At 67.2% G+C, this 18,315-nt stretch carries 11 protein-coding genes; 7 read left to right on the top strand and 4 right to left on the bottom strand.

Features of this window, described 5'->3' with window-relative positions:
* Positions 1–9 precede the first annotated feature (9 nt).
* Positions 10–435, bottom strand: coding sequence for a DUF2141 domain-containing protein (locus tag AC07OK_RS07010; protein ID WP_494689623.1), 426 nt, complete (start codon positions 433–435; stop codon positions 10–12).
* 143 nt (positions 436–578) lie between these two features.
* Positions 579–3,233: an ATP-binding protein gene (locus tag AC07OK_RS07015; RefSeq protein ID WP_494689624.1), complete on the bottom strand. Its 2,655-nt coding sequence runs from the start codon at positions 3,231–3,233 to the stop codon at positions 579–581.
* A gap of 142 nt (positions 3,234–3,375) precedes the next feature.
* On the opposite strand from AC07OK_RS07015, the gene AC07OK_RS07020 reads away from it, so the two are divergent.
* The 4 genes from AC07OK_RS07020 (at position 3,376) to AC07OK_RS07035 (ending at position 9,412) form a co-directional block, all read left to right on the top strand.
* Positions 3,376–6,960: a CHASE domain-containing protein gene (locus AC07OK_RS07020; RefSeq protein WP_494689625.1), complete on the top strand. Its 3,585-nt coding sequence runs from the start codon at positions 3,376–3,378 to the stop codon at positions 6,958–6,960.
* A 113-nt stretch (positions 6,961–7,073) separates the two neighbouring features.
* Positions 7,074–7,514 (top strand): carboxymuconolactone decarboxylase family protein, encoded by a 441-nt coding sequence (locus AC07OK_RS07025; RefSeq protein ID WP_494689626.1) that lies wholly within the window; start codon positions 7,074–7,076, stop codon positions 7,512–7,514.
* A 273-nt stretch (positions 7,515–7,787) separates the two neighbouring features.
* Entirely contained in the window at positions 7,788–8,990 is a 1,203-nt protein-coding gene (locus AC07OK_RS07030) for a porin family protein (protein WP_494689627.1), read from the top strand.
* Positions 8,991–9,001: 11 nt separating this feature from the next.
* The gene (locus AC07OK_RS07035) at positions 9,002–9,412 is read left to right on the top strand and encodes a type 2 periplasmic-binding domain-containing protein (protein ID WP_494689628.1); all 411 of its coding nucleotides are present in this window, start codon (positions 9,002–9,004) and stop codon (positions 9,410–9,412) included.
* 43 nt (positions 9,413–9,455) lie between these two features.
* Here AC07OK_RS07035 and AC07OK_RS07040 read toward each other — a convergent pair whose 3' ends face one another.
* Together AC07OK_RS07040 and AC07OK_RS07045 are read right to left on the bottom strand one after the other, a co-directional pair.
* Positions 9,456–10,358 (bottom strand): carbohydrate kinase family protein, encoded by a 903-nt coding sequence (locus tag AC07OK_RS07040; RefSeq protein ID WP_494689629.1) that lies wholly within the window; start codon positions 10,356–10,358, stop codon positions 9,456–9,458.
* A 109-nt stretch (positions 10,359–10,467) separates the two neighbouring features.
* A complete protein-coding gene (locus tag AC07OK_RS07045) occupies positions 10,468–11,814 on the bottom strand; it encodes an MATE family efflux transporter (protein WP_494689630.1) in 1,347 nt (448 codons plus the stop codon).
* Positions 11,815–12,009: 195 nt separating this feature from the next.
* On the opposite strand from AC07OK_RS07045, the gene AC07OK_RS07050 reads away from it, so the two are divergent.
* The 3 genes from AC07OK_RS07050 (at position 12,010) to AC07OK_RS07060 (ending at position 18,309) form a co-directional block, all read left to right on the top strand.
* The gene (locus AC07OK_RS07050; RefSeq protein ID WP_494689631.1) at positions 12,010–12,936 is read left to right on the top strand and encodes an ABC transporter substrate-binding protein; all 927 of its coding nucleotides are present in this window, start codon (positions 12,010–12,012) and stop codon (positions 12,934–12,936) included.
* 118 nt (positions 12,937–13,054) lie between these two features.
* Positions 13,055–14,185: an ABC transporter substrate-binding protein gene (locus AC07OK_RS07055; RefSeq protein WP_494689632.1), complete on the top strand. Its 1,131-nt coding sequence runs from the start codon at positions 13,055–13,057 to the stop codon at positions 14,183–14,185.
* A complete protein-coding gene (locus tag AC07OK_RS07060; RefSeq protein WP_494689633.1) occupies positions 14,185–18,309 on the top strand; it encodes an EAL domain-containing protein in 4,125 nt (1,374 codons plus the stop codon). Before AC07OK_RS07055 ends, AC07OK_RS07060 begins: the two co-directional genes overlap by 1 nt.
* The last annotated feature ends 6 nt before the right edge of the window (positions 18,310–18,315 follow it).

The raw sequence follows: 18,315 nt of genomic DNA on the forward strand, positions 1-18,315 counted from the left end.
CCTCCCCGATCAGCGCAGGCTGACGCTGGTCGTCGCGCCGCTGGCTGGCAACGCAAAGCGCGCGGCCGCATACTCCGGCGCGCCGCGTTTGCCCATGGCGTTGTTGCTGAAGGCGTAGTCCTCGGTCGGCATGCCGACCAGGTTGCGGTCCATTTTGCCGTTGGCGTTGGCGTCGTGGTACAGCGAGAACGCGTAGTCGCCAGCCGGCAGGTCCTTGAATTCGATCTGCGTGGCCCCCGCCACGGCCGGCGCGGCGGTCGCGCGGAACGGCTTGTCCAGGAAGCTCTCGGCCGAGTTGTACAGGGCGACCATGATGTGGCCCTCGCCGCTGGAGACGCCGGTCACGGCGATCTTCAGGTCGGCGGCGACGGCGGGCGCCAGCGCCAGGGTGGCCATGATGGACAGGATTGCTGCGGCAAGGCTGGTGGATCGCATGATGAACTCCGTTGAGTGAAAGAATCTCCACTCTAGCCAGCGGCCCGCCGGCCCGGAGAACGATGCGACGAAATGCGCAAAGCCGGCGCGAAATGCAGCCAGCCGGCGCGAAATGGAGGTCGGGAGGTCGCCGCAACGCCCTGTCAGGCACGGCGTCCGGCCGGAATATGGCGCGTAATGATGTCTAGCATCTGCTCGACGTCGACTGGCTTGGCGATGAAGTCGTTCATGCCGGCGGCGATGCAGCGCTCCTGCTCCGATTGCATCACCCCGGCCGTCATCGCCAGGATGGGCAGGTCCAGTTTGAGCTCGCGCCGTATCACACCGGTCGCCGCAAAGCCGTCCATCACCGGCATCTGCACGTCCATCAGCACGATGTCATAGTCGCCCGGATGCTCGCGCAGGCGCTCCACCGCCAACTGGCCGTTCTCCGCCACGTCGACGCTGGCGCCGGCGTATTCCAGCATGCCGCGCGCCACCACCTGGTTGAGCGGATGGTCCTCCACCAGCAGCAGGCGCACGCCGCGCAGGCGCTGCTCCGCCGGATCCTCGTCGGCCGGCTCGGGCGCCGCCGCCAGCTCGGCCTTCGGCAGCAGGAACGGCAAGGTGACGACAAACTCGCTGCCCTCGCCCGGCGCGCTGCTGACGGCGATGGCGCCGCCCATCAACTCGGCCAGGCGGCGGCAGATCGCCAGTCCCAGCCCGGTGCCGCCAAAGCGGCGCGTGGTCGAGGCGTCGGCCTGGTTGAAGGCTTCGAACAGGCGGCTCTGCTGCTCCTGGTCCATGCCGATGCCGGTGTCGCGCACCACGAAGCGCAGGCCAACGGCGTCGCCGGCATAGCCGGCCATGCCGTTGGCCGAGCGCTCCACCCGCAGCAGCACCTGCCCGCGCTCGGTGAACTTGATGGCGTTGCCGACCAAATTGATCAGGATCTGCTGCAGGCGCATGGCGTCGCCCACCAGCGCCCGCGGCACCGCGGCGTCGGTGGCGATGTCGAAGCGGATGCCGCTGGCGGCCACCGTGGTCGTCATCACCGTATTGACCGCCGCCAGCACCTCGTCCAGCTGGAAGGTCGACGGCGCCAGCTCCATGCGGCCGGCTTCGATCTTGGAGAAGTCCAGCACATCGTTCAAGATCCCCAGCAGCACATTGCCGGACGAACGTATCATGTCCACGTACTCCTTCTGCTGCGCGCTCAGGTCCGTATTGCCCAGCAGGTAGGCCACGCCCAGCACCGCGTTCATCGGCGTGCGGATCTCGTGGCTCATATTGGCCACGAACTCGCTCTTGGCGCGGCTGGCGGCGGCGGCGCGCTGCTCGCCGGCGGCCTGGATCAGCTCCGCGTTCTTGCGGTCGGTGATATCCATCGCCATCAGATAAGTACCCACCACCATGCCGTCGGCGGCCACGTCCGGCACCAGGTCCACCATGAAGTGCTGCGTCAGGCCGTGCCGCTCGAAGGCGCGCTCGAAGTGCAGCCGGCGCCCCAGCAGCGCCTGATCCAGGTCGCCCAGCCAGCTGTCGGCGGCGGCGCCGAAAATGTCGGACACGGTCTGGCCCAGCATCTGCTGCGGATCGAGGCCGAACTGGCTGCGATAGTGCGCGTTGGTGAACAGGTAGCGCCGTTCCCGGTCCAGGTAGGCGATCAGCAGCGGCAGGTTGTCGGCCAGGATGCGCGCCCGTTTTTCGCTTTCGTAGGTGCGCAGCTGGGCCGCCTCGCGTTCGGCCATCAGGCGGTAGAAGGCGCCGCTCAATTCGCCGATTTCGTCCTTGCGGTCCAGTTGCAGCACCTGGATGCCGGCGCGGCTGTTCTTAATCTCGGCGATGTTGCGGCGCAGCCGCTGCAAGGGCCGCAGCAGCCGCGCGATGCCCAGCCAGGACAGCAGGCCGGCCAGGCAGGCAAACAACGTCGCCGCGGCGGCGGCCTCGTAGCGCATCTCGCGCAACGGCGCCAGCGCCTCGTCGCTGGGGAAGCGCGCCGCGACGATCCAGCGCGCATGCTGCAGGCGGCGATAGGAATAGATGCCCCTGACGCCGTCCTTGTTCTCGGCCTCGGTCCAGCCCTGGAAGCCGCCCAGCGCCATCTCGGTGGCGCGGTTGTTGCCCGGACGCTCGTTAATATGGTGCAGCAGCCGCGCCTTGTTCGGATGGCTGAGCAGGACGCCTTCGGCGGTCATGATGAAGGTGAAGCCGGTGCTGCCCGGCTTGAGCGCGCTGAGCGACTCGAACGGCGCATAGTGCAGCAGGTTGATGCCGCCGGCCAGCACCAGCGCCACGCGGCCGTCGCCGTCGAACACCGGCGCCGTGATCAGCACCGTCGGCGCGCCGGCCAGCTTGCTGGCGAACGGCGCCGACACCACGCCGCGCCCGCGCGCCACGGTCAGGTCGAACCATTCCTGGCCGGCGGCGCGAAAGGGCTGCGCCGGCATGTCCTCTTCCAGCGCGCCGGTCAGCAGGCCGTCGCCGTCGTAGATTTCCAGAAAAGAGAACTGGCCGCGCGCGGTCGGCCGCGCCTTCAGGTAGGCGCGCAGCGCCGCGGGATCGCGCAGCGTGGGCGCCGGCAGCGATTCGGCCAGCGCCGCCAGCATGGCCTTCTTGCCGGCCAGGTGCTCGTCGATGTGGGCGGCGGCGCCGGACAGCAAGGCGTACTGCTGGCTGCCGATGACTTCCTTCATGTCGCGCTCGGCCAGCACCAGCGCCACCACCGTCACGGTGACGGTCGCTCCCAGCACCAGCAGCATGACCAGGCCGCTGAGCCGGAACCGCAGGGTGGACGGCAGATACTGTTTCAACGCCATGGGCAGCGTACTCACTAGAAAGATGATATCAAAGTATTACATGTTGTAGGCCGGTTTGGCTACGCCTGCACGCCATAAACCCAACAAATATGCCGTAGCTCGGGGTATAGTGATTGCCACCGAGACAACCCAGCTATCTGCCATGCGCGCAGGCTCCGACCAGCTCAACCCGGCCACACCAGCGTCAGGTCCCGCGCCGCTGGCGCTGGTGCTGCTGACTGCCTGCTACTACCTGGTGGCCAACACCAGCCTGTTGCTGGCCTTCGCCCACACCAACGCCACCCCGGTCTGGCCGCCGTCCGGCATCGCCTTCGCCGCCGTGCTGCTGCTGGGCTACCGCGCCTGGCCGGCCATCCTGCTGGGCGCGCTGGCCGCCAACCTGGCCACCTTCACCACCAACGGCCTGCCCTTCAATGCCGGCCTGGTGACGGCGTCGCTGCTGATCGCCGTCGGCAATACCCTCGAAGCCGTGACCGGAGCCTGGCTGATGCGCCGCCACACCGACGCCGCGCGGCCCCTGGGCCAACTGCAGGACGTCTACAAATTCGCCACCATCGCGCTGCTGGTATGCCTGATCAGCGCCGGCGTCGGCAGCGCCACGCTGGTGCTGGGCGGCCTGGTGCCGGCGCCCGCCTGGGGCACCGTGGTACTGACCTGGTGGGTCGGCGACGTCGCCGGCGTGCTGCTGGTGGCGCCGGCCATCCTGGCCTGGCGCCGGCCGCGCTGGCGCCAGGCGGTCGCGCTGGAGGCCGCGCTGTCGCTGCTGCTGCTGGCGGCGCTGATCGCCTGGATCTTCGGCCGCCACTACACCGCCAACGACGATCCGGGCTGGCTGCCGTATGTCTTCATGCTGTGCGTGGCCTGGGCCTCGTACCGCTTCGGGCTGCGCGGCGCCAGCCTGGCCTGCCTGGCCACCGCCGGCGGCGCGGTGCTGTGCACGGTGCGGGGCCTGGGGCCGTTCGCGGTCGGCCCCCTCAACGACGCCTTGATTTCGCTCGACAGCTTCGTGGTGTTGTGCAGCCTGATCGGCATGGTGCTGTGCGCCGACGCCAGTGAACGGCGCCGCATGAGCGGCGCGGTGCGCGGCCACAGCGCGGCGCAATGGGCCACGCTGCTGATCTGCGTCGGCCTGACCGTGATCGTCTGGCACCTGGTGGCGCTGAGCACCGAGCGCCGCGCGCGCGAACAGTTCGACACCGAATGCGCCGACATCGCCGAACGCATCGCCAGCCGCATGGTCCTGTACGAATCGGGCTTGCGCGGCGCCCGCGCGCTGTTCAGCGCCGAGCCGGAGCCGAGCCGCGCGCAGTGGCGCAATTTCACCGATGCGCTCGACCTCCCTCACAGCCTGCCCGGCGTGATGGGACTGGGCTATGCCGCCCAGGTGCCGGCCGGCCGGCGCGACGCCCTGGAAGCGCAGGTGCGCAGCCAGGGCCACCCCGATTTCCACATCTGGGCCAAGGCCGGCAGCTCGCTGGGTCCCTTGTCCACGGTGGTGCTCTACCTTGAGCCGTTCCAGGGCCAGAACCTGCGGGCCTTCGGCTACGACCTGATGTCCGAGCCGATCCGCCAGGCCGCGCTGCTGGAGGCGGCGCGCAGCGGCAATCCGGTACTGTCGGCCAAGGTGACGCTGGTGCAGAACGGCGCCGAACAGGGGCGGCCTGGCTTCCTGATGTTCTTCCCCATCTACCGCCAGCTGGCCGTGCTGGCGCCGGCGCAGCGCATGGCCGCGCTGCAAGGCTACTCGTACAGCCCGATCCGCGCCGACGACATGATGGCCGGCCTGCTCGGCCCCTCCGACCGGGTGGTGCAGCTGGAGATCTTCGACGGCGGCGAGACCGGCGCCGCCGCCCTGCTGTACGCCAGCGGCACCCGCACCGACAACGACCAGCTGCAGTATCCGAACCCCTATCTGCGCACCGCGCCGCTGATACAGATGCAGCATCGCTGGACGCTGCGCTTTACCTCGCTGCCGGCGTTCGAGAACTCGATCGACCGCCAGAAGTCCCACATCGTGCTGCTGGCCGGTGTGATCATCAGCCTGCTGTTCTTCGGCGTGGTGCGGGCCCTGACCGCGCGCCAGACTTATGCCGCCGCGCTGGCCGAGGAAAAGACCGCGGCGCTGCGCGAATCGGAAAGCTCGCTGATCGTCGCGCGCGACCTGGCCGAAGCGGCCAGCCGCGCCAAGTCCGAATTTGTCGCCAATATGAGCCACGAGATCCGCACCCCGCTCAACGCCGTGCTGGGCATGACGCACCTGCTGAACAACACCTCGCCCTCGCCGGACCAGCAGAAATACCTGGAGATGATACGGTCGTCCGGCAATTCGCTGCTCAGCATCCTCAACGACGTGCTGGACTTCTCCAAGATCGAAGCCGGCCGCATGGAGCTGGCGCCGGCGCCGTTCCAGCTGGCCGCCGTGCTGGAGGCCATCGCCACCATCATGACCGTCAACTCCGGCGAGAAGGACCTGGAGCTGGCGATCGGGGTCGAAGCGGCGGTGCCGCAGGCCCTGCTGGGCGACGGCCACCGCCTGCAGCAGATCCTGATCAACCTGGTCGGCAACGCCATCAAGTTCACCGAAAAGGGCTCGGTCTCGGTGCTGGTGGAACGCAGCGGCGACGACCTGGCCGGCGCGGTCACGCTGCGCTTCACGGTGCGCGACAGCGGCATCGGCATTCCACCCGACCAGCTGGCGCTGCTGTTCGCGCCGTTCTCGCAGGCCGACGCCTCGATGACCCGGCGCTTCGGCGGCACCGGGCTGGGGCTGGCCATCTCGCGCCGCATCGCCGCGCTGATGGGCGGCGCGATCGAAGTGCAAAGCATCGCCGGCGCCGGCAGCGCCTTCATCCTGACGGTGCCGCTGCAAGCGGCCGGCGAGGCGGCGCCTGGCGGCACGCCCCTGCCGCCCCAGCACCTGCTGCTGGTCGACGACGATGCGGTCAGCGCCGACTATCTGGGCCGCTCCATCCGCGCGCGCGGCTGGAGCAGCGACAGCGCCGGGACCGGCGAACAGGCGCTGACGCTGCTGCGCCGCGCCGCCGGCCGCTACGATGCGATCCTGGTCGACTGGGACATGCCCGGCATGAACGGCCTGGACACCATGCAGGCGATCCGCCAGGCCTTGCCGCAGGACTGCCCGGCCATCATCCTGATGGTCAGCGCCTTCGGCCAGGGCAAGCTGCTGCACACCCAGGGCGCGGAGACGGCCAACGCGGTGCTGCTCAAGCCGGTCACCATGGCGCGCCTGAACGAGACCTTGCAGCTGGCGCAAGCCGGCACGCCGGCCGCCGCCAGCGCCGACAACGGCGCCCAGCCGGGTCTGCGCATCGACGGCGTGCGCATCCTGCTGGTGGAAGACAATCCGATCAACCAGCTGGTGGCGCAGAGCATGCTGTCCTACGCCGGCGCCAGCATCGACGCGGTCGACAACGGCCGCGCCGCGCTCGACCGCCTGCGCAGCGACGCCCACCGCTACGACCTGGTGCTGATGGACGTGCAGATGCCGGAGATGGACGGCTTCGAAGCGACCACCCGCATCCGCACCGAACTCCAACTGGAGTTGCCGGTGCTGGCCATGACGGCCGGCGTCATGCTGTCCGAGCGCGAACAGTGCATCGCCTCCGGCATGAACGATTTCATCGCCAAACCGATCGACGTCGAACAGATGCTGCGCGCGATCACCCGCAACCTGCCCGCCGCCCAGCGCGCCGCCGCCGGCCGCTAACGCCTCCGGATCGCATCATTGGACTAGCTTGTTTAACCCGGATTGGCCTCCCACAGGCAGCGATTGGTCTCCTAGAATGGACGCACTCAACCACCACTGCCAGGGAAACCATCATGCACGCACGTACCGATTTCTACACCGCCTCGCCGGACGCGATGAAAGCCATGATCGCGCTTGAAGTCGCGGTCAACAAGCTGGGGCTGGAGGCGCCGCTGCTGGAACTGGTGAAGCTGCGCGCGTCGCAGATCAACGGCTGCGCCTTCTGCATCGACATGCACACCACTGACGCCCGCAAGGCCGGCGAGACCGACCGCCGCATGCACGGCGTGGCGGCCTGGCGCGAGACGCCCTTCTTCACCGAACGCGAACAGGCCGCGCTGGCGTGGACCGAGGCGCTGACCCAACTTGCCAGCAGCCACGCGCCGGACGCCGACTACGAACGGCTGCAGGCCCACTTCACGCCCAAGGAACAGGTGGACCTGACGCTGGCGATCAACACCATCAACTGCTGGAACCGCCTGGGCGTCGGCTTCCGCAAAATGCCGGCGCTGTAACGCGCCCGCGGCCGGGGTCAATTGTGTCTTGCATGTTCAAGACAATCGGCGCCGCGGCCGCCTAAATACCGCGCTACATCAAGTACATCCTTGAATCAAGCTTGCCGTTTGCATCATATGATACCGCTTCCATTATGCAATTTGTTGCCTAGGAACAACGGAATTGTGACATTTTGCCATAAAAACACCCACCTTCCCGCTCCCCCGGTCCACACTAAATAAGGCGCACAACATCACAAAGACAATCGCCATTAACCATTGGAGGGGTACACGATGAAACAACCCAAGCTTGCATTCACCACTTTAGCAGTCCTCAGTGCCCTGGCCGCCACCGCCCATGCGCAAGACGGCATGCCCATCACCGTCAGCGGATTCGGCACCGGCGCGCTGACCATGACCAATTCCGACCAGGCAGAATTCAACCGCGTCAACCAGGCCGCCGGCGTCGGCAAGGACGCCCGTCCCGGCGTCGACTCCAACCTGGGCATCCAGGTCACCGCCAAGTGGAGCGACACCATCTCCTTCACCGCCCAGGGCCTGGTGCGCAAGAACGGCAACAACGATCAATTCGGCGCCGAGCTGGCGTGGGCGTTTGCCAAAATCAAGCTCAACGATGACTTCTCGCTGCGCCTGGGCCGCGTCGGCCTGCCGGTGTACATGATCTCCGACGTGCGCAACGTCGGCTACGCCAACACCATGCTGCGTCCGCCCAATGAGGTCTACCGCCAGGTCACCGTCGACAATGCCGACGGCGGCGATGTCACCTACCAGCACAGCTTTGGCGACACCACCGTGACCGCGCAAGCGGCGATCGGGCGCGCCAAGGTGCGCGCGCCCGGCAATTACTACGTCGACTTCAAGCCGGTGATTTCGACCCAGCTGGTGGTCGAGAACGGCCCGTTCACCTATCGCCTGGGCCGCTCGCAAGCCACGTTCGGCATCTACGACAATGCCAGCCTCAGCGGCCTGGTAGGCACACTGAACAAGGTCGGCCTGAGCTCGGTCGCCAGTGAAGTCAAGCTCACCGACATCAAGGGTACCTTCACCTCGGCCGGCATCGCGATGGACTACAACAACATCATCGGCCAGGCCGAATACGCCAAGCGCAAGACCGAGTCGCGCCTGGTGCCGGACACCAGCTCCTGGTACATCATGGCAGGCTACCGCTACGGCAAGTTCGTGCCCTTCATCCTGCACGGCGACGTCAAGCAGGACAGCATCCGCAACTTCTCCGGCATGCCGACCACCGGCCCGCTGGCCGCGCTGACCGCCGGCACCAACGGCGCCATCAAGTCCGGCCTGCAATCGACCACCGGCATCGGCCTGCGCTGGGACTTCTACAAATCGGCCGCGTTCAAGGTGCAGATGGACCACATCAAGACGCGCGACGGCGCCGGCTACTTCCTCAATCCCAAGCCGGGCTTTGCGGGCAGCACCGTCAACGTGTACGCCGCCGCCATCGATTTCGTCTTCTGAGGAGAATCCAAATGAAAACGACAATCGCAAAAATCTTGCTGACGACCGGCGCCTGGCTGGCCATCGCCCCTGTGTTCGCAACGGAGATCGTGGTCATCGTCAGCCCGAAGAATCCGGCCACGCGCATGTTCGGCGAACAGGCGGCCCAGTTCTTCCTCGGTAAATCGACGCTGTTCACGCCGATCGAACACAGCGACGGCCCGCTGCGCAACGAGTTCTATAAAAAAGTGCTGGACAAGGACTCAACCCAGGTCAAGGCCATCTGGTCCAAGCTGGTGTTCACCGGTAAAGCCAGCGCGCCGAAGGAGATGGGCTCCAGCGCCGAGGTAAAGAAGGCCGTGGCGGCCGATCCGCAAGCCATCGGCTACATCGAGAAATCGCAGGTCGACGACACGGTCAAGGTCATCCTGACCGTGCCTTAAGCCGGCATCCCCGGCCCGAAGGTTGGATGCCGACTTTCGGGCTTCAAAGATAGTGCGCCAGCTCCGCCAGCGACAAGCTGCGTTCGGCGGTGCCAGGCACGCTGCAGGCATGTGCGCCCGCGATGGCGCCCAGGCGCATGCAGTCCTCAAGGTCCATCCCTTGGAATTTTGCGTGCAAGAAGGCGCTGACAAAGGCGTCGCCCGCGCCATTGCTGTCGACCACAGGCAGGTCAAGCTTGGCACAAGGCACATGCAACACGTGGGCATCGCCGCGCTGCAGCAGGTAGCTGCCCTGCGCCCCGGCCATCGCCACCACCACGGTCGCACATCCCATCTCAAGTATCTCCCGCATCACCTGCTCATGCCGGCCGCGCAAGGCCGCCGTGCTGAGAAAGACCAGGTCCGAGCGCCGCGCGAAATCGTGATAGTAGGGATTGCTGCCGTCCCAGTCGTGCAGGTCGGTCGAGACCGGCAAGCCGCAGGCGCCGGCATCGTCATACCAATGGCGCGCCCACGGCATGATGGTCAGGTGCAGGTGCTGGGCGCGCTCCATGTGCGGCAAGTAGAATTCGCGTTCCATGCGCAAGTCGTCCGGATGGCGGCCATCGTACAGCGACAGCCGGCGTCCATCGGGCGACACCAGATTGACGCTGCGCCGTGTGCCGCTGGGGTGCACCACGCCATGGAATTCCAGGCCGCGTTCGCGGTAGCGCGCATGGACCAGCTCTGCCTGCGCGTCGGCGCCGATGAAGTCGAGCAGCACCGGATGATGTCCCAGCGCCAGCAAGTTGAGCGCCACGCCATTGCCGGTATGGGCGACGTAGTCGTGCACGGCGGGCACGTGGATGGAGTCGGCCTCGGCCAGCGGCAGCGAAGGCACCATCACAATGGTGTCGATGCCGACACCGCCGGCCACCAGCACGCGCACGTCAGAAAGCTGTTGCATTACACACTCCCGGAAGGTTGAGAATGTAGCAAAATAACAGTCGTTACTTATAAGGTCAACAACATTCACACAGCACCATGCAGGCGATGTAGTTAAATTACAAAACCAACTAACCCTCGACCACGATCACCGGCCGCAATCGTTTGCGCGACGCCCGCGCGTGCGGCACCCAGGCGTGGGTCTGCCAGCGGCGCCACATGATCAGGCCGCGTATCCATTCGTCGGCGGCGTAGGCGATCCACACGCCGGGCAAGCCCCAGCCCAGCACCACACCCAACAGCCAACTGCCGCCGGCCAGCACCAGCAGCATCGACAAGGCGCCCGCCATCACCGGAAAGCGCGCATCGCCGGCCGCGCGCAGCGCATTGATCACCACCAGGTTGAAGGTGCGGCCCGGCTCCAGCAGCACGGTAATCCACAGCAGCGTGGCGCCGGCGGCGATGATGTCCTGGTCCTGCGTGAACCAGCCCAGCAGCCAGCGTCCCAGCAGCGCGGCGCAGGCGGCGATCAGGATGCACACCACCAGCCCGCGCGCCAGCGAGCGCCGCACCACGCCATGCGCCTCCCGCAGCCGCCCGGCGCCGATCAGGTAGCCCACCACGATCTCGACCGCCAGCCCGGTGGCGATGCTGAACATCATCACCCCGCCCATCAGTTGCAGCACATACGCTTGCGTGGCCAGCGACTTGGCGCCCAGCTCGGCCGCCGTCGCCACGCTGACCATGAAGGCCAGCCGCCAGGCGATGTTCTCGGCCGCGCCAGGCAGGCCGATGTGCAGCACCGCGCCCAGCTCGCGCCGCGGCAGGCGCCACCAGTCGTCACGCGCCACGCGGATGCCCAGGTGCACGCGCCACATCAGCAAATGCAGCGCCAGGCCGATCGCGCGGCTGATCGCCAGCGCATACGCGTAGCCGGGCAGGCCCAGCGCCGGAATCGGCCCCCAGCCGTGCATCATCGGGATCGCCAGCGCCAGGTGGCTGACATGCATGATCACCAGCACCACCAGCGTGTCGCGGGTGCGCAGGTGGGCCCGCATCACGCTGGCCATCGACGCGTTCCAGGCGTCGAGCAGCATGGCCGGCGCCAGCGCCTGCAGCAGTGGCGCCGCCAGCGGCAGCACTTCGGACGGCGCGTTCAGCAGATGCAGCAGGCCGTTCGCGCCCAGCAGCGCCAACAGGCCGGTGACGGCGCCCAGCCAAGTGCTGGCGCCCACCACCGCGCAGGCCACGCGGTTGGCGGCCCCGCGCTGGCCGGCGCCCAGGTTCTGGGTGACCACCACGCTGACCCCGGCGCCGATAATGCGGAATAAAATGAACAGTGTGGCCGACACCTGGCTGGCGATGGCGAAAGCCCCGCCGGCCTCGTCCGAAATGCGCGACGCCAGCCCGGTGCCGATGACGCTGGAAGCGATCGCCAAGCCCAGCTCGACGAGCAGGGGCCAGGCAAGATTGAACATGGGCGGGGTACGGATCGGCGTTTTGGCGGCGGGCATCTTGAGCGGGCGAATAAGTGCGAAAAACAAGTGTTGCGAATTAAACTTAGTTTACATCAACTGGAAGCGCTCTCACTGCCACCATTGAAATAATCTATGGATATAAAATCGTTAGCAAAGGATACACTTCCGCTGACTCAACACGCTGCGACTATCATTGTGCGATTAACCATCAACGTCGTTGCCTTTTTATGTACCCTGCTGCTGGGCTTACCCGGCGGGCGGGTCTACGCCCAGACGCTGACGGTGTTGTATCCCGACATCGGCGAGCCCTACCGCACCGTGTTTGCCGAAATCCTCCAGGGCGTCGAAGACCAGGCCAAGGCCAAGCCGCGCGCGATCGCCCTGGGCGCCGGCACCGACCTGGCCGAACTGCGCAACACGATCAAGAACGGCAAGGCGGTGATCGCCCTCGGCCGCCAAGGCTTGAAGGCGGCCGCCATGCTCGATCCGGCGCAGGCCGTCGTGATCGGCGGCGTCGGCGCGGCGCCGGACGCCGAACGCCTCAACGGCATCAGCCTGGCGCCCGACCCGGCCCTGCTGTTCGGCATGCTCAAGACCTTGCTGCCCGGCATACGCCGCGTGATCGTGGTCTACAACCCGGCCAGCAATGAGGCGCAGATCCGCCTGGCGCGCGAGGCGGCCCGCGCCCTGGGGCTGGAACTGGTGGCGCTGGAAGCGAGCGACCTGGCCGGCGCCGCGCGCGCCTACGAGACCCAGTTCGCCGCCGCCGACGGCCACCGCGACGCCCTGTGGCTGCCGCAGGACGCCACCACCGTCGAGGAAACCACCATCCTGCCGCTGGTGCTGAAGGAGTCCTGGAGCCGCAATCTGCCGGTATTTTCCAGCAGTGTGCTGCACGTCAAGAAAGGCGTGCTGTTCGGCATGTACCCCAACAATGTGCAACTGGGCCGCGACCTGGCCGCGCTGGCCCTGGCCATGCAAAACGGCGAGATGCCGAAACGGGGCGTGACGCCGCTGCGCGCGGTGCGCAGCGCGCTGAACTCGCGCACCGCCAGCCACATCGGGCTGAATCTTGTCTCCAGCCAACAACGGAGCTTCGACGCGGTCTTCCCCGAGCCCTAGCGTAGAGGTCGCTAGCGCTGATTTTATTTCCGAATTGCAAAGTCTCGGCTTATACTATGAAAGCATCTTAACAGCGCCGTTCCTGGCGCCGTGGTAGCGGTGCAGCAAAGATAGTATGATGAAAAACACAATATTTAAACTGCGGCGTTTGCGACGCGCCGGCGCCCTGCTGCTCGCCAGCGTCACCGGCGCAACGCACGCTGGCGGCGGCGTCGTGCCATCGAGCATCGCGCTGGTCAGCGCCAGCGCCGCCCATGGCGGCATGCTGATCGCGCCGGGGGAACCGCTGCTGCCGCCGCAGGCGCCGCTGCGCGCCGACGTCCGTCCCGTCACCCTGGCCCAGCTGGAAGACCAGCTGCGTCGCCCCGAATTGCAGGCCTCGATCGGCAAGGGCAGCATCGCCGTCGTCTATCCGAATGTCGAGGAACCGTTCCGCTCGGCCTTCATCGCCATGATCCAGGGCATCGAGGAACGCACCAAGCTCAAGGTGCGCAGCTATCCGGTCGATCCGAAAATGGACACCGCCGAACTGAACGCCACGCTCAAGCGCAACGGCACCAAGGTGGTGATCGCGCTGGGCCGCCAGGGCTTGAACGCCACCGCCGGACTGGACCGCGAAATCGCCGTGCTGGCCGGCGGCGTGCTGCTGCTGTCGGACGCCGAGAACGTCATGGGCATCAGCATGACGCCCGATCCGGCCATGCTGTTCTCGCGCCTGCGCGTGCTGCTGCCCGAGCTCAAGCGCGTGATCGTGGTCTACAACCCGCAGAAATCCGAATGGCTGGTCAAGCTGGCGCGCGAGGCGGCCAGGGCCCAGGGCCTGGAGCTGCAAGCCCACGTGGCCGGCGACATGGCCCGCGCGGCCCAGCTGTACACCCAGCTGATCGGCGCCGCCGACAACCGCCACGACGCCGTCTGGCTGCCGCACGACAGCACCACCGTCGAGGAAAGCACCATCCTGCCGCTGGTGCTGCGCGAATCGTGGAACAGCGGCGTCCCCCTGTTCTCGAGCAACGTGCTGCACGTGAAAAAAGGCGCGCTGTTCGCCATGGTGCCCGACAACGTCGAGCTGGGCCGCACCCTGGCCGCCTCGGCGCTGGGCGTGATCGCCGGCGACGTGCGGCGCCGTCCGCTGGTGCCGCTGCGCGAGCTGCAGACCGCCATCAACTTACGTACCGCCAGCCATATCGGCCTCAACCTGGGCGCATTGCAACAGCGCAGTTTCGACTTTGTCTACCCGCAGCCCTGATGATCTCCATAGTCCGTAAGTTTCTCCGTCGTACCGGTTTCCAGCGCCAACTGACGGTCATCGTCTCGGCCGCCATTCTTGGTCTTGCCGTGTTCTCGGCGCTGATGAATTCGTGGGAAGCCAATGCCCGCATGCGCGACTACTTCATCGGCCAGGGCCAGCGCGTGGCCGACAACCTGGCGCGCCAGAGCACGCTGGCGCTGCTGTTCCACTCGGCCGAGAACGCCCGCGAAGTGGTCAATTCCACGCTGTCCTTCCCGGACGTGGCGGCGCTGCAAATCATGGACGCCAAGCGCAAGGTCTTGCTGTCGAAGGTGGTGGCCGGCGCCACGCTGGACGTCGCCAACCTGAACAAGGTGGTCCCGGCGCACGCCGGCCTGGTCGGTGAAACCGCCGACGGCTGGTTGTTTGCAGCGCCGGTGTACGGCGGCCAGAGCGAAGCCTCGCCGTTCGAACTGCAGGAACACCAGCAGCAGCTGCTGGGCTACGTCCACGTGCAGATCGCCAAGAACACGCTCAAGCAGCTGACCTGGTCGCTATTGCTGGGCAACCTGGCGCTGACCCTGTCGTTCGCGGTGGTGCTGCTGGTGCTGGGCCGCCTGCTGACGCGCCACATGATCGATCCGCTCAACGCGCTGTCGACCTTGATGCGCCGCGCCGAATCGGGCGAGTCCGGCATGCGCGCCGCGCCCGCCGGCCCGCGCGACCTGATCGAGATGGCGCACGCCTTCAACCAGATGATGAACGTGCTGGAACAGCGCGAGGCCGAGCTGAAGGAATCGCGCGACGCCGCCGTCAACATGGCGCAGATGAAGGCGCAGTTCGCCGCCACCGTCAGCCACGAGGTGCGCACGCCGCTCAACGGCGTGGTCGGCATGCTCGACATGCTCAAGGAAACCCGCCTCACGCCGCGCCAGCAGGAGTTCGTCGACGTCGCCTGGAACTCGTCGCGCACCTTGATCGCGCTGATCAACAACATCCTCGACTTCTCCAAGATGGAAGCGGGCAAGCTCAAGCTGGAAGAGACCGAGTTCTGCCTCGGCACCCTGCTGTCCGAGGTGCTGGAACTGGTGGCCCGTCCCGCGCAGCAGAAAGCCGTGGCCCTGAACTGGACCATTGCGCCCGAGGTGCCGGTGCGCATCGCCGGCGATTCGCTGCGCCTGCGCCAGATCCTCATCAACCTGATCGGCAACGCCGTCAAGTTCACCGACCAGGGCGAAGTGGCGGTCGGCGTGGCGCTGGCGCCCGGCGCCGAGTTCGGCCTGCGCTTCGAGGTGCGCGACACCGGCATCGGCATGAGCGAGGACGTCCGCCGCCACCTGTTCGAAGCCTATGTGCAGCCGGACCCGAGCACCACGCGCCGCTACGGCGGCACAGGCCTAGGCCTGGCCATCTGCAAGCAGCTGGTCGAACTGCTGGGCGGCCACATCGGCGTCGACAGCGTGGCCGGCAGCGGCACCACTTTCCACTTCACGATACGCTGCCGTCCGGCGCAGCAGCAGGTGGCGGGGCCGCCACTGCCGATGCGCCCGCCGGCAAGCGTCAACCCGGCGCCGGCGCCGCTGCCATTGCCGGCGTTGAGCCCGGCCCCGACGCCGGAACGCCAGTTCCGCGTGCTGGTCGCCGAAGACAACCGCACCAACCAGATGGTCGCCGCCGGCATGCTGGCGATGAACGGCTGCGTCTGCGAATTCGCGGCCGACGGCGTGGAGGCCGTGCGCGCCGCCCAGCGCGAACGCTTCGACCTGATCCTGATGGATTGCAGCATGCCGGAAATGGACGGCTACGAAGCCACCGCCCACATCCGCCTGGCCGAGCTGGCCATGGGCCGGCGCACGCCGCTGGTGGCGATGACCGCCAACACCCAGGTCGGTGACGCGGAAAAATGCTTGGCCGCCGGCATGGACGACTACCTGGCCAAGCCGATCACGCTGGTCGAACTGCGCCAGAAGCTGGAAAAATGGCTGCCCCACGGCGGCCCGCTGAGCCCTCCCGCCCACCAGGCCGCGCCGCCGTTCGAGGCGCGCGCCTACGGCGGCCCCTGCCCGGTCGACCAGGCCGTGTTCGACAAGCTGCGCGAAGTGCTGGGCGACACCCTGCCGCACGCCGTCACGCCCTACCTGGAAGACACGCCGGCCTGCCTGGACGAACTGGAACAGGCGGTGCTGGCCGGCGACATGGCCACCGCCCGCATCCGCGCCCATGCGCTCAAGGGCTCGTCCGGCAACTTCGGCGCCGAAACGCTGGCCCAGCTGGCCCAGCAGGCCGAGCACTACGCGGCCGAGCAGCAAGCCGAACAGATCGCACCGTTGCTGGCGCCGCTGCGCGCCCACTACGAGGCGCTGGCCGCCTTCCTGCACGCCGAGATCAGCGACGCCACCCCGCTGGCGCCTTTGCCCGGCGACGACCGCCCGCAAGTGCTGGTGGTCGACGACGACCGCAGCACCCGCAGCACGCTGCGCCACACCTTGCAGCGCGACGGCTTCCATGTCGAAGAAGCGGCCAACGGCGCCGAGGCGCTGGCGATGCTGGCGCGCTTCCAGCCCGACGTGATCCTGATGGACGCGATGATGCCGGTGATGGACGGCTTCACCGCCTGCGCCCGCATGCAGGAACTGCCCAACGCCGGCGCCGTGCCGGTGCTGATGATCACCGCGCTGCAGGACAATTCGTCGGTCGAGCGCGCCTTCGCCGCCGGCGCCAGCGACTACATCCCCAAGCCCATCCACTACGCCGTGCTGTCGCAGCGGGTGCGCCGCATCATCGAGGCCAACCGCGCCGAGAAGCGCATCCGCCACCTGGCCTACAACGACGTGCTGACCAACCTGCCCAACCGCACCCTGTTCTTCGAGCTGCTGGCGGCCAGCATCGACCAGGCGCGCCAGGCCGGCGACGGCCAGCAGGTGGCCGTGCTGTTCATGGACCTGGACCGCTTCAAGTACGTCAACGACAACCTCGGCCATGACGTCGGCGACCGCCTGCTGCAGGCGGTCGCCCAGCGCGTGCGCCACACGGTGCGCGCCGACGACGCCGTGGCCCGCCTGGGCGGCGACGAATTCACCGTCGTGCTCAACGAGCTCGACAGCCCGGCCGCCGCCGCCACCGCCGCCCACAACATCGTGCGCGTGCTGTCGGCGCCGTTCCCGATCGACGGCCACGACATCTTCGTCACCGCCAGCGTCGGCATCGCCATGTACCCGCATGACGGCGCCGACGTCGCCACCCTGGTCAAGCACGCCGACAGCGCCATGTACCGCGCCAAGCGCACCAACACCGGCTTCCAGTTCTACGAGGCGTCGATGGAGCATTCGATCTCCGAGCACGTGCGGCTCGAGAGCGACCTGCGGCGCGCCATGGAACAACAGCACCAGCTGGAAGTGTATTACCAGCCGCAGGCCTGCCTGGACAGCGGCAAGATCATCGGCATGGAGGCGCTGGTGCGCTGGCGCCATCCGACCCGCGGCATGATACCGCCGGTGGACTTCATCCCGCTGGCCGAGGAAACCGGCCTCATCAATCCATTGGGCGACTGGGTGCTGCGCACCGCCTGCGCCCAGCTGCAGCAGTTCATCTGCGCCGGCCTGCCGCCGATGCGGGTGGCGGTCAACCTGTCGGTGCGCCAGCTGCTGCAAAAGGATTTCGCCGCCTCGGTCGAGGCCGTGCTGGCCGACACCGGCCTGCCGCCGCAGCTGCTGGAGCTGGAGATCACCGAAAGCACGCTGATGGAGAACGCCCAGGACACGCTGGCCGCGCTGCACCGCCTGCACTCGCTGGGCGTGCGCCTGTCGATCGACGACTTCGGCACCGGCTACTCCTCGCTGTCCTACCTGAAGCGCTTCCCGGTCGACATCATCAAGATCGACCGCTCCTTCGTGCGCGACGTGCCGCAGGACGCCGACGACGCCGCCATCATCAGCGCCATCATCGCGCTGGCCCACAGCCTGCGCCTGGAAGTGGTGGCCGAGGGCGTGGAAACCGAGGCCCAGCTGGCCTTCCTCAAAGGCCGCGAGTGCGACATGATGCAAGGCTTCTACCTCAGCCCCGCGGTGCCGGCCGAACAATTCGCCGAACTGGTACGACGACATGTAGACACGGCTACAACAGTTACGGCAAGGATATGCTGATATTTA

It is taken from the genome of Duganella sp. GW821-FHT07G03 (assembly GCF_059418605.1).